This is a genomic window from Collimonas sp. OK412 (genome assembly GCF_900112135.1).
Lineage (GTDB): Bacteria > Pseudomonadota > Gammaproteobacteria > Burkholderiales > Burkholderiaceae_D > Collimonas > Collimonas rhizosphaerae.
The window spans coordinates 21,659-35,125 of record NZ_FOLC01000036.1; the positions used below are offsets into that span (position 1 = coordinate 21,659).

At 57.1% G+C, this 13,467-nt stretch carries 21 protein-coding genes; 5 read left to right on the forward strand and 16 right to left on the reverse strand.

Features of this window, described 5'->3' with window-relative positions; genetic code table 11:
* Positions 1–21: 21 nt before the first annotated feature.
* Positions 22–771, forward strand: a complete 750-nt coding sequence (locus BM062_RS23195) for a DNA-methyltransferase (RefSeq protein WP_092401572.1) — start codon at positions 22–24, stop codon at positions 769–771.
* Between the two features lie 85 nt (positions 772–856).
* On the opposite strand, the gene BM062_RS23200 is transcribed toward BM062_RS23195, so the two are convergent.
* From BM062_RS23200 to BM062_RS23255, 13 genes are all read right to left on the reverse strand, one after another.
* A complete protein-coding gene (locus BM062_RS23200; protein WP_092401575.1) occupies positions 857–1,225 on the reverse strand; it encodes a LecA/PA-IL family lectin in 369 nt (122 codons plus the stop codon).
* Between the two features lie 224 nt (positions 1,226–1,449).
* Positions 1,450–1,911, reverse strand: a complete 462-nt coding sequence (locus BM062_RS23205) for a phage virion morphogenesis protein (protein WP_092401625.1) — start codon at positions 1,909–1,911, stop codon at positions 1,450–1,452.
* Entirely contained in the window at positions 1,908–2,396 is a 489-nt protein-coding gene (locus BM062_RS23210; RefSeq protein WP_092401577.1) for a phage tail protein, read from the reverse strand. Before BM062_RS23210 ends, BM062_RS23205 begins: the two co-directional genes overlap by 4 nt.
* Complete coding sequence (gene lysC, locus BM062_RS25820) at positions 2,374–2,598, reverse strand: Rz1-like lysis system protein LysC (RefSeq protein WP_254785224.1); 225 nt, start codon at positions 2,596–2,598, stop codon at positions 2,374–2,376. The genes BM062_RS23210 and lysC overlap by 23 nt, the downstream gene beginning before the upstream one ends.
* Positions 2,492–2,914 carry an Rz-like lysis system protein LysB gene (lysB, locus tag BM062_RS26045; protein ID WP_092401580.1) on the reverse strand — a complete coding sequence of 141 codons (423 nt, stop codon included), beginning with the start codon at positions 2,912–2,914 and terminating at the stop codon, positions 2,492–2,494. The genes lysC and lysB overlap by 107 nt, the downstream gene beginning before the upstream one ends.
* Complete coding sequence (locus tag BM062_RS23220; protein ID WP_092401583.1) at positions 2,905–3,360, reverse strand: D-Ala-D-Ala carboxypeptidase family metallohydrolase; 456 nt, start codon at positions 3,358–3,360, stop codon at positions 2,905–2,907. The genes lysB and BM062_RS23220 overlap by 10 nt, the downstream gene beginning before the upstream one ends.
* Positions 3,357–3,626, reverse strand: a complete 270-nt coding sequence (locus tag BM062_RS23225) for a phage holin family protein (RefSeq protein WP_092401586.1) — start codon at positions 3,624–3,626, stop codon at positions 3,357–3,359. Before BM062_RS23225 ends, BM062_RS23220 begins: the two co-directional genes overlap by 4 nt.
* Positions 3,619–3,975, reverse strand: coding sequence for a putative holin (locus BM062_RS23230; RefSeq protein ID WP_092401589.1), 357 nt, complete (start codon positions 3,973–3,975; stop codon positions 3,619–3,621). The genes BM062_RS23225 and BM062_RS23230 overlap by 8 nt, the downstream gene beginning before the upstream one ends.
* Before the next feature lie 14 nt (positions 3,976–3,989).
* Positions 3,990–4,199, reverse strand: a complete 210-nt coding sequence (locus BM062_RS23235; RefSeq protein WP_092401592.1) for a tail protein X — start codon at positions 4,197–4,199, stop codon at positions 3,990–3,992.
* Positions 4,199–4,690, reverse strand: coding sequence for a head completion/stabilization protein (locus BM062_RS23240; protein WP_092401595.1), 492 nt, complete (start codon positions 4,688–4,690; stop codon positions 4,199–4,201). Before BM062_RS23240 ends, BM062_RS23235 begins: the two co-directional genes overlap by 1 nt.
* Before the next feature lie 96 nt (positions 4,691–4,786).
* Entirely contained in the window at positions 4,787–5,503 is a 717-nt protein-coding gene (gene gpM, locus BM062_RS23245) for a phage terminase small subunit (protein WP_092401598.1), read from the reverse strand.
* Between the two features lies 1 nt (position 5,504).
* Positions 5,505–6,509 carry a phage major capsid protein, P2 family gene (locus BM062_RS23250; RefSeq protein ID WP_092401601.1) on the reverse strand — a complete coding sequence of 335 codons (1,005 nt, stop codon included), beginning with the start codon at positions 6,507–6,509 and terminating at the stop codon, positions 5,505–5,507.
* A 60-nt stretch (positions 6,510–6,569) separates the two neighbouring features.
* Positions 6,570–7,451 (reverse strand): GPO family capsid scaffolding protein, encoded by an 882-nt coding sequence (locus tag BM062_RS23255; RefSeq protein WP_371326623.1) that lies wholly within the window; start codon positions 7,449–7,451, stop codon positions 6,570–6,572.
* Positions 7,452–7,569: 118 nt separating this feature from the next.
* On the opposite strand from BM062_RS23255, the gene BM062_RS23260 reads away from it, so the two are divergent.
* Genes BM062_RS23260 through BM062_RS23270 form a run of 3 tightly spaced genes read left to right on the forward strand, consistent with a single transcriptional unit; the run spans position 7,570 to position 10,669 of the window.
* Positions 7,570–9,357, forward strand: coding sequence for a terminase ATPase subunit family protein (locus BM062_RS23260; RefSeq protein ID WP_175501136.1), 1,788 nt, complete (start codon positions 7,570–7,572; stop codon positions 9,355–9,357).
* Complete coding sequence (locus BM062_RS23265; RefSeq protein ID WP_092401604.1) at positions 9,354–10,427, forward strand: phage portal protein; 1,074 nt, start codon at positions 9,354–9,356, stop codon at positions 10,425–10,427. Before BM062_RS23260 ends, BM062_RS23265 begins: the two co-directional genes overlap by 4 nt.
* On the forward strand, positions 10,424–10,669 hold the full coding sequence (locus tag BM062_RS23270) for a hypothetical protein (protein WP_175501137.1): 246 nt from the start codon (positions 10,424–10,426) through the stop codon (positions 10,667–10,669). The genes BM062_RS23265 and BM062_RS23270 overlap by 4 nt, the downstream gene beginning before the upstream one ends.
* A 293-nt stretch (positions 10,670–10,962) precedes the next feature.
* Here BM062_RS23270 and BM062_RS23275 read toward each other — a convergent pair whose 3' ends face one another.
* The 3 genes from BM062_RS23275 to BM062_RS25415 all read right to left on the reverse strand — a co-directional run bounded on the left by BM062_RS23275 (position 10,963) and on the right by BM062_RS25415 (position 13,224).
* On the reverse strand, positions 10,963–11,916 hold the full coding sequence (locus BM062_RS23275) for a hypothetical protein (RefSeq protein ID WP_092401607.1): 954 nt from the start codon (positions 11,914–11,916) through the stop codon (positions 10,963–10,965).
* Positions 11,913–12,569, reverse strand: coding sequence for a Fe(II)-2OG oxygenase family protein (locus BM062_RS23280; RefSeq protein WP_092401634.1), 657 nt, complete (start codon positions 12,567–12,569; stop codon positions 11,913–11,915). The genes BM062_RS23275 and BM062_RS23280 overlap by 4 nt, the downstream gene beginning before the upstream one ends.
* 166 nt (positions 12,570–12,735) lie before the next feature.
* Entirely contained in the window at positions 12,736–13,224 is a 489-nt protein-coding gene (locus tag BM062_RS25415; protein WP_139220176.1) for a hypothetical protein, read from the reverse strand.
* 2 nt (positions 13,225–13,226) lie between these two features.
* On the opposite strand from BM062_RS25415, the gene BM062_RS23290 reads away from it, so the two are divergent.
* Positions 13,227–13,467, forward strand: a 241-nt coding sequence (locus BM062_RS23290) for a transposase (RefSeq protein WP_139220177.1), incomplete at its 3' end; no start/stop codon positions are given.

Sequence of the window (13,467 nt, forward strand, 5' to 3'; positions counted from 1 at the left end):
CCGGACGTTGGAGTTATCGAAGTGGAAGTCAACAAGCTGCACCAGGGCGATTGTCTGCCCTTTCTTGAATCGCTCCCGAGCGAAAGTATCGACGCTCTCATTACCGACCCGCCCTATGCCAGCGGCGGCCTGCACATCGGTGCGCGGCAAGCCAGCACCACCACCAAGTACGTACAAGGCAGCACAAAGCGCGGATTTCATGATTTCGCAGGGGATCACCGCGATCAGCGCTCGCATCTGCGCTGGAGTATCTTGTGGCTGTCGGAGTGCTGGCGCCTGCTGAAACCAGGTGCGCCGGTATGCCTCTTTACCGACTGGCGACAGCTGCCCACCACCACCGACGCACTGCAAGCGGCCGGATTCTCCTGGCGCGGTATCGCCGTCTGGGATAAGACCGAAGGCACACGGCCGGTCATGGGCCGATTTCGAGCGCAATGCGAATATATCGTCTGGGGCAGCAAGGGAAATATGCCGTTGGATCGCGGCGTCGGTGTTCTGCCAGGCGCCATTCGCCAGGTCGTCAAGACGGCAGATAAACATCACATCACCGGAAAGCCAGTGGAGGTCATGCGCCAGGTCAATCGCATTTGTGCGCCATCGGGGATTATTCTGGATCCGTTCGCCGGATCTGGTTCAACCTTGGTAGCCGCGGCTATGGATGGCTATCAGTGGATCGGCTGCGAATTGTCGCCCCACTATAGGGATGTGGCCAACACCAGGCTCGCTGCGCTCAATTACACCAATAGAGATAACCGGAAGGAAAGATCTTGATGGATCGCATTTAACTTGTTTTTGTTGACGTAAAGACCCTCAGCAATGAGGGCCTTCTCATTTCACCAACAGCTAAGGGGCTATATCAGGATTCATCTTTCCCAATACTGACGGTAAACGAACCGGAATTATCACCGTACGAATTCGGGACATCGTTATAGACGAATGTAATTAACCCTTGCGTTTGAGCCGGTGCGGTCCAGCGGAACAATCCCGTGTTCACCGGAATGTAGCCGCTCGATCCGATTTTCATCACCAGCGCGCCGCAGTAGGCGTCTCCACATATCAAGCCTTGATTCGGGTGAGTCTTGTCTCCTTGTGGCCCCCAGTTGGGTTGCGGACCGTAGCCTGCCCATCCCGATGCAACAATCGTTATTACATCCCCAGGATTGTAGGTTACGTTTGTTGGTTGTCCATTTTGTGCATTAGCAGCTACTGTGCCGGTCCAAGCCATGATTTACCTCCGATGGTGGTTAAACATATTGGGTGTATGCATATTCGTACAACGGGATCGTTATCCTTTTGCCGTAGACGATCTCCTCCTTTAACAGCTTGAGGATGCGCAACCGGCCCCGCTATTGCATTACAGCACAATAGGAGAGAGGCAACACCTGTCAACTTTGACGGGAACACGGTTCGGCGCTGTGAATTGCGAGTTGTTGTAAGTTACACCTTAGCTCATCGCATGTGTCGCATCAGTGCATCGCGAATCAAGGCCTGGTCGGTGGCGCTAAAGCCCAACAACGGCCGGGCTGGATAGCGGTATGCCGGCCCTTTTTTCGACACCTTGTCAGTCAGCCCCTCCTGGTGCACCCGGGCGATGCGCGCCACGCGCCCGAAGAATCCGACCGATAACTGGTTTTCATCTTGGATTGTTTTGAGGTATTTGGTCGTGCGGACCTTGTTGAACATCGCCGCCTTTTGCCGTTTGATTCTGCCCTTCTTGCCGCGCAGATCCTTGCGCTGCTTCCTGGCCGCATAGATCGCACCATCCGGCGCCTGCTGGCTGGCAATGCGTTGCGCCTGGCTACGGCGCAGCTCCTGGGCGATCTTGCGCGTGACCACCCGGCGCTGACCAGGCTGCAGTTTTGCCAGCAGTGCGCCGGCCCAGGTTTCCAGGGCGTGAAGGTCGTCACTCATGCAGGAGTGGCCGGCGTACACCATTCGGCCAGCAACAAGCCGTCCGTATAGGCTTGCCAGAACTCATCGCTATAGACCGGTGTTGGTCGCGGTTCGGCCAGGTGTCGCACGTCCAGCCGGCCGGCGCTGACCTCCTTGACGACCACGCGCTCCGTCAATGCCAGCTTGATCGACAGATCAATGGTTTCGTGATTGTTGAAATCGACATTGAAACCGATGCCTGTCTTGCGCAGCTCCGCATTGTCCAGGAGGTCGCGCTGGTGGATCTGGATCCAGGCCAGCAGCGCCACCATGACGGCATCGGCATCGCCGCTGTAGTCGGTAATGATGATATCGAGCTTATACCGATACTCAAACGACAGGGAATTCGTGCCTGTGGCCACCGTATTGCCTTCATCGGCAAATATCAGCAGCTTGTCGGGATTGCGCGTAAGGTCGGCAATCGCCGCCTTTAAATGCGCTCTAAGGCTTTTTGGCTTGTACATCGGCTTCCTGCTGACAAAAGTAGACCATATCGACCTCGGCGGCGCACACCGCCCACGCCGCCTCTGCCCGCTCCAGGGCGAGATTCAACGCCCCGTTAGTCCTGGGCGCTGCCGCCGGCAGCTGACAGCGCGTCACCGCTGGGCAGGCGTTCAGCGTAAGCTGCGGCGCCGGTGACAGCGGCGCGCTCCCGCAGCCGGGCAATAGCGTCAGGCAAAGGAGCATCGGCCCAGCTGCGGATGGTGGCGTTTTCATGCTGGAGGTTTTCAATCAGGTTCTCCCGTTCGGTGAGGGTGGCGGCAATGCTGTTGCGCTCGCCCTGCAGTTTGGCCGCGGCCCTTTTGTCCCTGTCTGCCGCGGCCTTCAGCGTCTTGATCGTGCCGTCCCGGTCGCGGGTCGCCTGCTCGGCATCCTTGATCCTGCTTTGCGCCTCTTTCAGACCGTTGTATTGGACATAGATCACCAGGCCCAGCGCACCGACGAACAGGGCCGATATCAGGCTTTTGACGATCATCTCCATAGGCCAATCCTTGTGCCGCGGCTGTCGATCGTCAGCACCTGGCGGCGCGGTGTCTTACCCTCGACCGCAATGCCCAGGTGGACCCAGATCGCGCCGCCGGCACGCTCATAGATCAGCTGGTCGAATTGCAGGTAGGACTTATCCAGCTTTTCGCAGATATCCATCGGTGTGCCGAATGCCGGCGCCGTGAAGTCACAGGCCAGGCCATCCAGGTGCGCACTGCTGCCGGCGCCACCGACCGCCCGGTTCAAGGCCGGACAGCGATAGCCGCTGGAAATGACCATGGCCGCGCCGCCCAGCTCCAGGCGCACCAGTTCATTAAAACGCGCCAGACGCCGCAGGTTGGCGACAATGGCCGGTGCCGGCGTGTTCACGATGCCCAGGATCCTGGCGGTGTCGCTGCGCGTAAATTCTTCCAGCGTGAAATGCTCGGTGATAAGCGTCATTGGATCCCCCGGACGATGTTGGCAACGTTGCCCTGGGCGCGATAGACCAGGAGGCACAACGTAAAAGCAATGCCGACCTGCCCGAAGGAAGGGTGACCGTGACCGAGCAGGATCTCCAGGGCGCAGGTGCCGGTAAAGACAATCAGCAGCCAGGCGACCAGAGATATATGGATTCGGTAGTTCGCCAGGCCGCGCCGATAACACAGCAGCCGGATGCAGGTGCTGGCATAGGAAAGCAGTGCCAGCATGGTCAGCAATTTAGTCATGGCGACCTCCCTTGCGGATCCAGGCCGGCAGCTCGATGGTCTGGATCAGTTCAATGCCGTGCAGGGTCAGCGCAATGGCCACGGCCGATGCCACAAAAGCGGCGACGCCCGATTGTTTCAGCGGTGTGTTGTTAATCACCTCCGGCGCGGCCAGGTAGCCAATGGCCAGGGAAATGACCATATAGGCCAGGCGCTGCAGGACCGGCAAATTTTTGCTGGAGATCGCCACCAGCGTGGCGCCGGCGAAGGCGCCGATCAGCGCATTGCCGTCGATGCCGGGAAACAGCGTCGTCAACCCGACGCCGGCGGCGGCGGTGACAACAAGGGTGGTGGTGCTGGGTTCTGCCATAGATAAATCTCCAATCAGTCCCAAAGGTTGACGACCTGGGCGGTTTTAGTGGGGGTTGCAGTAGGTTCCGGCAGTGCGACCAAGAGGCCGTGCGGCAGGACCGGCCCGTAGTCAGCCAGGCCGGGATTCATTTCCAGCGCGGCTTCGACCACATTGGCGGTGGCGCCCAGGTGACGCCAGCACAGCAGATCGAGCGTGTCGTGTTGTTGGGCACGCACAAGCATCAAATCAGCTCGACGGTCAGGTGCGTGCGGCCGATGATGTCGGCAATGGCCCAATGGGCATTACGCCGCTGCTCGCCTGGGGCGATGTCCAGCGCTTCCATCATCTTCTTGTCGGACAGAGACGAGGCGGTGCTGTCGTAATCGCGGTAACGCTCGATCAGATCCGCCTTTGCCGTGCAGTAGACGGCGCGTCGGTAGTGGGCAATGAGAATACTCTCGCGGTCGATGCGCTCCGCCGGCACTGCCGACAGCGTTGTATAGCCGGCGGCGGCCTGCCGCAGCTTCCAGTCGCGCAGCTCGTTATTGACGTGCAGAATGGCGGCAATGACCGCCTGCCGCAGCCGCACATCAGTGACCGTGCCGTCCAGGCGCATGGCGTCGCGCATCTGGGATAGATGGATATCGACATAGAAACCATCGTTTTCCGCCACGGAGGAAACCGGCGGTTCGGTCTGGGAAGGTGTCGACGGTTCAACAGCAAGAAAGCTCATAAGGTTTTTCTTAAAAAACGGCGGTGGGCGGGCGTCATACCTGGTTGACAAGCATCGGTAATCGACCCGCGCCGCCGTGCGCCAGGGGGTGCTCGTTTAACCTTGTTCCGCTTTCTTCAAGCGGCGTTCAAGGATCTCAATATCTTTCTTGACGCCCGCGCCTTGAAACAGCTCCAGGGCGCGGGTCAGGCTGCCATGTGCCGCCTGGGCGTACAGCAACGACTGGTCGACCAGGTCGCGCTTATCGTCGCCGTCATTGGCCAGTATCAGCAACGCATAGCCCAGTGCTTTGTGCAGCTTGGCCCGGGCCTGGTCCGGCGCGTCGCTGCCCTCGGTCAATTCGCCGATCTCGGCAAGAATGTTGACGGCCAGCGCCGGATCCTCGGCCAGCTTCCCGTGCAGGAATGCCTCAGAAAATTCATCCAGCAGCATCGTCGGGATATCGCGGTTGTACTGGTCCGGCAACGTCATCTTGTGCGTCACCGCATAACGCGCCATCTGCGCGGCTCGCTCGTAGTCGCCGGCGTCGATAGACCAGACCAGGATGGTGGTCAGCACATCGTCCTGGCCGCCCTTCCCTTTTGCTAATACGCCATCAATCCAGGCGCGATAGTTCGGCAACAGCTGGGCCTTCAATGCCACCTTGCTTTTGATCGACTGGATATTTTTCAGGCGACGCCGATCCTCAAGCAGCTGGTACAGCTGCAGCTCGTACTGCGACCCGGTGGTAGGGCCGCCGGGGTCGGCGCTGGCCGCGGCCAGCTCGGCCAGCACGCGGGCCTTGTGGCGCTGGGCGGGAGACAATTCACGCATCTCAGGCCACCAGTTCGATGTTTTCGATAAAAGCGCCTAGACCGAAGTCTTCAACCACATACGCGTCATTGGACGATTCGTAGTTCTCGATACGGTCGCGCTTGGCCTCATCGACTACTCGGCGCCGGCGGCCGCCCTCTTGCCAGTAAATAGAGAGATTGTCGAAACGGGTGATCAGAATGGCGTGTTCCGGAAAATACGGGACAGTCGCCGCCTGCAGGGCGCCTATTCTCTTTTGGCTGATGACGATGTCGGCCGCCAGCGTCTCGGTCGGCGCCTGCTTGGTGTTCACCAGGGGGAAATACTTGTCGTGCAACAGGCCCCGGCCGACAATGGCAACTAAACCGCTATCCTGCTGATACCAGGAATCCAGCAAAGTAAGGGCGTCGTACACCGCTGCGTCCAGGTTGGCGTAATCGCCGCCGGCGCCGACCACCACTTTGCCCGGCGTTTTACCCTCATGCATCACGCGCTGGGGCGCCTGTTCCCGATAATGCTGCAGCCAGCCCTTGTTCACATCCTGCAGCATCGGATTTTTGACGAGGTCCGTATCGGCGGCAACGCTGGCGCCATGGAAACCGATCACCATGCGGTCCAGCGCCTGGCGCTGCAGGATGACGTTGGCAATGCGCTGCTGGAAGTCGGGGAATTTCGCCCAGGCATCGAGCTTGGCGTAGCCGACATGGGTGTCGAAGTTCGTTTTTTCGCAGCGGTAGCGATGGTTGTCCAGGTTCGTGAGATCCCGGGTCTTGCGGTCGGCCTTGTCGGTATTGGTGCGGCCGGCAATCGGGCCAGAGATACCCAGGCCCAGCTTCTCGCCTTCCAGCTCGGTCACGCCGATGATATTGATCTTGCCCAGGAATTCGCTGGACTCCTGCATGCGGGTTTCCAGCTTCTGCTGGATGCTAGGATCCACGCTAAACGTCTCGGCAGCGCTGCCGGCGCCATTTAATTGCGCCAGGCGTTGCGCATATTGGTTATAGGCGATTCGGGTATTTTTTTTCATGCGGTCATGCTCCTGTCGGGTATGGGGTCAAAATGGGAATCTGGCGGCCGGCGGCAACGCTTAGAATTCGGCTTGCAGTGCGCCATCGCCGCCGGTAGCTGCCGGCCGCTGTGTCGAGTTAGCGTCGGTGCTGTCGATCTGTTGCTTGAAGGCGGCAAAAGCGTCGTTAGACTCCTTCAGCGCCGCTTCCAGCGTTTCGATGCGCGTCACTGCAGCGGCATACTGCTCGGCGTTCTCGCCCACATGCGCGGCCAGCGTCGAGACGGCCTCGGTAATGTCGGCGAACTGCATCTGGTCGGCACTGGTTTTACTGGTAAAGCGTTTCAGGATGGCTTTGACGGCGTCGGACAATTTGATTCCTTCAGGTTCGGTAATTGGGTCTTCTTCGAATTCCAGCGCGGTTTCGACCGCTGCTGTAAACAGGTTGCCGGGATCTTGCTTGCGGCTGGTAAAAGGGTTGCTGTCGGGGTGCTGCGCGGCGAATGACAGCACCTCGGTGCCGAGACTGGCCGGACTGTCGGTGACGGCTAGGCCGACCAGGTAAGCCTGATCCGTATCAGCAAATTTCGGATTGATCTCGATGCTGGTATAGATCTTCTGGCGGGCCTTATTCATCGCCACCAGCTCGGGCGTGGGCGAGATCTGCGCAAACAGGGCCAGCTTCTTGGCGCCGCCGATGGTCACCTCTTCCGCTTTCACGGCGGTGACATCGCCGTAGGCTTTAAATTCGCCGTTCGACCAGGTGCTGCGCAGGTGTTCCATCCAGATCCGCGCACCGTACAGATCGGGATCGAAGTTGGCCGCCATCTGTTGAATAAAGGCTCGGTCAATCACACGGCCGTCGGTGGTGGCGCCTTCGACGGCGACCCGGAAGAATTTCGATTTTTTGGTTGCCGCAGGCGTATTTTTCGACATGGTGGTCTCGACAAAGTGTGGATACAAGATTCAGGACTCCATAGTCGACCTTGACGCGTGCTGACTCAATGATCAGAGGGTTGATAAGGCGGTTATCAACCCTCTGCTTTCCCCGCTACACGCGCGCGACGCATACGCTTGCGGCATGTCTGAACTGATCGTTGAACGCCCCGCCGAAATCGAACCCGAAGTGGATCCACGCCGCATTGCCAAGCACCTGTACTGGCAAGGCTGGCGCGTCACGTCCATCGCCAAGCATCTGCAGCAGGCGAGAACGACCATTGAAAGCTGGAAGACCCGTGACGAATGGGACAAGGCGACGCCGCTGGAAAAGATCGAAGCGACGCTGGAATCGCGCCTGGTGCAACTGATCTGCAAGGATGCCAAGACCGGCGGCGATTTCAAGGAAATTGACCTGCTGATGCGCCAGGTGGTGCAGACCGCCCGTGTGCGCCGCTACGAGGCGCCGGGCGGCAACGAGGTCGACCTCAATCCGAAGCTGGCGAACCGCAACGCCGAACCCAAGAAAAAGCCGACCAGGAACGATTTCAGCGAGGAGCAGAAAGACAAGCTGCTGGAGGCGTTCAGGGATTCCCTATTCGACTACCAGAAGGTATGGCATCGCAACGGCGACCAGAGAACGCGGGTGATCCTGAAATCGCGCCAGATCGGCGCTACTTGGTACTTTGCCCGGGAGGCGCTGGCCGACGCCATGCAGACCGGCCGCAATCAGATCTTCCTGTCGGCCTCCAAGGCGCAAGCGCACGTTTTTAAGCAGTACATCATCCAGTTCGCCAAGGAGGCCGCCGGCATCGAGCTGGCCGGCGATCCGATTGTGTTGCCGAACGGTGCCCATCTGTATTTTCTCGGCACCAATGCGAGAACAGCCCAGGGCTACCACGGCAACTTCTACTTTGACGAATTTTTCTGGACGCATAACTTCCAGGAGCTGAACAAGGTCGCGTCCGGCATGGCGCTGCATAAGCAATGGCGCAAAACCTACTTTTCGACACCGTCCTCGATCACACACCAGGCGTATCCGTTCTGGACCGGAGAGCTGTTCAACAAGCGCCGGGCCAAAGCTGACCAGGTCGACATCGATATCAGCCATTTGCGGCTATCCAGCGGTTTTACGGGCGAGGACAAGATGTGGCGCCAGATCGTCACGATCCTGGATGCCGAGCGCGGCGGCTGCAATCTGTTCGACATCGATGAGCTGCGCAATTTCGAATACAGCCCCGACCAGTTCGAAAATTTATTAATGTGCAACTTCATCGACGACACGCAATCCGTGTTTCCGTTGATGGCGTTGCAGCGCTGCATGATCGATTCCTGGGTCAGCTGGGACGACTATAAGCCGTTCGCCAGCCGTCCCTTCGGCGACCGGCCGGTCTGGATCGGCTACGACCCATCACTAACTGGCGACAGCGCTGGCTGCGTGGTGATCGCGCCCCCCTTGGTGGCTGGTGGCAAATTCCGCATCCTTGAGCGCTTCCAGTGGCGCGGCATCGACTTCGAAGCGCAGGCCAAGGCAATCAAGGAGATGACGACCCGCTACAACGTCGCCTATATCGGCATCGACACGACCGGCATGGGGATCGGCGTCTATCCCTTGGTAAGGCAATTCTTTCCGGGGGTGACGGCGATCAACTACTCGCCGGAAGTCAAGACCCGGATGGTACTCAAAGCCCAAAACATCGTGAATAAGGCGCGGCTGGAGTTCGATGCCGGCTGGACTGACATTGCGCAGTCGTTCATGACCATCCGCAAGACCCTCACCACCAGCGGGCGGCAAGTGACCTATGACGCCGGCCGCACCGATGAAACCGGCCACGCCGACCTGGCGTGGGCCTGCATGCACGCCCTCGACCACGAGCCGTTCGAGGGCGCCAATGAAAACACGCAATCCTTTATGGAGATTTACACATCATGACCAGAAAGCAGCAACGGCGCGCCGCGCAACGTGCCGCGACATACACGGCGGCACCGGCAGTACCAGCGGCGGCTCCAGGCGCCGGCGGCAGCATAGAGGCGTTCACCTTCGGCGATCCGACGCCGGTGCTCGACCAGAGCGAGGTGCTGGATTGTTTCGAGTGCTGGCTCAACGGCAAGTGGTACGAGCCGCCTGTCAGCCTGGCCGGCCTGGCGAAGTCGTTTCACGCCAGCGTCCATCACAGCAGCGCCATTTATTTTAAAACCAACATCCTGGCCTCGACCTTCATCCCGAACAAATACCTGTCGCGGGACGCCTTTAAACGCTTTGCGCTGGATTTCCTGACGTTTGGTAATGGCTATCTGGAAAAACGGGGCACGCGCAGCGGCCTGGCCTTGCAGCTAAAACATGGGCTGGCGAAGTACATGCGGCGCGGCAGGGATCTGGATTCCTATTTCTTTGTGGCGGGATGGCAGCAGGAATATGCCTTCGAGAAAGGCAGCGTTTTCCATTTGATGGACCCGGATCTGAACCAGGAGGTCTACGGCGTGCCGCAATACCTGAGTGCCCTGCAGTCGGCCTGGTTGAACGAAGCCGCTACCCTGTTTCGGCGCAAGTATTACAAGAACGGCTCCCACGCCGGCTTCGTGTTCTATATGACCGACGCCGCGGCCAACATCACTGATGTCGACAACCTGCGCCAGGCCATGCGCGACAGCAAAGGCCCCGGCAATTTCCGCAATCTGTTCATGTACGCACCGAATGGAAAAAAAGACGGGATCCAGATCCTGCCGGTGTCGGACGTTGCAGCTAAAGATGAGTTTTTCAATATCAAGGGTGTCACCCGCGACGACGTGCTGGCCGCCCATCGCGTGCCGCCCCAGCTAATGGGAATCATGCCGAACAATACCGGCGGCTTCGGCGCCATTGAACCAGCCGCACGGGTATTTGCCCGCAACGAACTGATGCCGCTGCAATCGCAGTTCATGACGCTCAACGACTGGTTAGGTATTGAGGTCGTGAAATTCAACGAATACGAACTACTGACAGGAGAGGATAAAAGGAAATGAGCGACATCGCAGACCGCGCCATCTGGCGCATTGAGAAAGACGTGCATAGCGCCATAGCGCATGTCAGAAAGCAGCCTATGCTGGAATGTGACGGTCGCTGCCATTTTTGCGATGAAGCCATCGCGCACGCGCTGCTGTTTTGTAATGTGGATTGCCGAGACGATTATGACAAAGAGCTGGCAGTGCTATGGCGAACTGGTCGCCGACACAGTCTCAGATGTATAAAATATGACTTGACTTGATCAGAGATGTCTGAAATAAATGTCGCAAATTGACTCGAAAAAGACGATTAGTTTTCATTAGGAATCCGCACTACATTTTGAGAATTTCGACATTCGCTAAAGTGTATTAACTTAAATTTGATCTGACATGAATTGTCAGATCAAATCTAGACCGGCCCACCATGCGATTGGCCGTAACCGTTAACACAAGCGGGCTTGGGGATTAATTAGTTAAACGCAATAGCGCTTCACTTCTTAGATTACCGAATCTTGACAAAAGCATCCTGGAAGCTGAACTTAAAACCTGGCTTCACTCACGGCTCGTTGTTATCATCTTCGTAACCGGCATAGTCGTCCTTAGGCGCATAATACTCGGCGGCGTCATAGACCAAAGTCTTCTTATAGCGATCACCAAGGCCAACAACTGTTAATCGAGAGAGGCCCGCAATTTTCAAGCCGCAAGCTATGCATTCGAACTGATTAGGTAGATGTTCCTGCGTTTCAGTAATTTCACCGTCGCTAAGCCTTTGAATGGGAGGCGAAACGGGCTCGCCGACAACCAGAGCTTGCGAACCGCAGGCCGGGCAGTCCACGCGGTGACCCACTTGACGAGTTGCCCACACCGCAGCTTGAGCGGTCAGCGCTGAACGCTCCTTTTCCACCTTGGCGCCCCAGACTCTCTTATGGGCATCGACTTCGCCTTTAACTGCGTTGGCGCTATCGTCGGCTGCGGCGGCAATGAGCTGCTTAGCTACCTTCGCCTCTGCCTTGCCGAGGAAATCTGTAAGTGTCATCCCCATTGAGGATAGAAGAATCTCGCACGTCTGGTGGAAACGCGGCTGCCAAACCGAGCCTTTAACTCCGTCGAACGCGGGTTCGCCAGTATGCAATTCAGCGTTGCGCCTCCCTGTGTGGAGGATTCCGAAGCTTTCATGTTCCTTTGTGAAGTTCGGAAAAATAGCAGTGAGGCGCCTAAAGACCTCACTAATTGTGACGGATTTTGGCGAAAATCTTTCCTCGGTAGGCTTAAAACCTAAGGCATGATAGAGGCTTGTCCAAGTCCGGTCGGTCTCCGCCAGTAGGGCAGGACTGACATTGGCAAGCGCTGCCCGCGCTAGGAATTCGAGGGAAAAACCCGACCACAGAGCATATTCCCATTCGTCGCTATCCCAAGCGCTCATGTGCTGAATATAGCGTTGAGCCTTGAGGTAGAGAGCTTCCGGATCCCAAGTCGCTGGAGGGGTTGCTGGTGTGATTGTTTTCTTCAATGCAAATACCCCAAGTAAATCCTCTGAATTTTTCGATCCACACGCTCTGCAGGAATCGGCGAGCGTGCATGTAACATGCGCCAGTTGTCGATCAAGAGTATGTCACCAGCTCGTGCGAGGGCAATCGACAGAGGCGAGCAATTGAGGAGCTGCTCCCTTATTCTTTGGTCGGCGAGTTCGCCTATCCTGCTTGCGGGCTTGAGGAATACCCCATCCCATCGAAAGCAATAGCCATCACCGTCTGTTGGCTCGCATAAACGCAATAAGGTGAGGCTCCCATCACGGGGCCGGCGCTGGGTAAAAATAGCGCGCGTCAAAATATCCAGTGTCACGATGTCGAAAATGGTCTGTCCATCTAGCAACAGCGTTGGGACATCTGTGTAGCCAGTTATGCATCGCAGCAGAACATAGCGAGGAGGAAGACGCCAATGCGCGAGGTCAGTGTGAAATGGGAAACGATCAAGGCCGTAGATGCCGCTATATGTATTTGGTGTCGCGGAAGTACGAGGGACCAAATCCTGAACGACTCCCCCATCCCAGGGTGTCAGCAGTTGCCCAAGTGCACTAGCGACAACAAATGTGTCCGTGCCCGGACAATACCTATCAACAAAGGCATATCCATACCTGATAACATTTTCTTTGATGGAGTGCATCGTTAGTCTATTTTTGACACCGGGGGTGTTGTTTCCCTTGTTTCCGAATTGCGTGGCGAAATCCCGAGCGACTTTGGTAAGTATGTCACATTCAGGCAATCGCTTCGTGGCGTTTTCTGACAGAAATTCGTACAACGAATGTCAGGTCAAGCCTGAGTCAGTACAGCTAAAGATTTTTCAGGCCAAAATTCTTTGGCTCGCCGACAATGGGTAGCCTTCTAATCGTCTCAATAATTTTCTTTACCTCCAGAATAAAATCCTCTGTATCTAGAAAATAATTTGGATAAGCCTTTCTCAACGCATCAATTGGGCCGGCAGAAACCAGAACCACTTCCAACCTCTCTCCGTCGGCAATTTTCTTCTCCATATCCGAATAGGCGGCATTTGCCTCATCCAGTCGCTTCACACCGTAGGTAGCAATTTCGACTTGCTTCGTGTCAGAGTTTAGAATTATCAAATGGTAGTTACCACTCCTACTACCACTTGAAGTGCTCTTTAAAGCATTATTGAAACCAGACAGTTTTTGCAATACATCGAGTTCGCTTTCTGCCGCGGCAACAGCTTCGTAAGCGTCTTCCCAGTAACGTCTGTACTGCCTGATCCGATGTCCGCATGATTGAATTGGGTGCGAAATGAATTGTGCCCACAAATTCAATTATGGACACAAAAATTCAACCAGTCATTTCGTCACCCAAACGCGGCCCCTATCGCCGGCACACCACCGAATTCAAGCGTGATGTCGTTGCCAGATCGCAGGCCGTTGGAGCCTCGGTGTCACGCGTCGCCCGCGAGTTCAACGTCAACGCCAACCAGGTCTTTGCCTGGCGCAAGCAGTTTGGCAGCGTGCCGTGTGAAGCCGCTGCGGGAACTTGCCAACTTCTGCCGATCACCCTGGCCG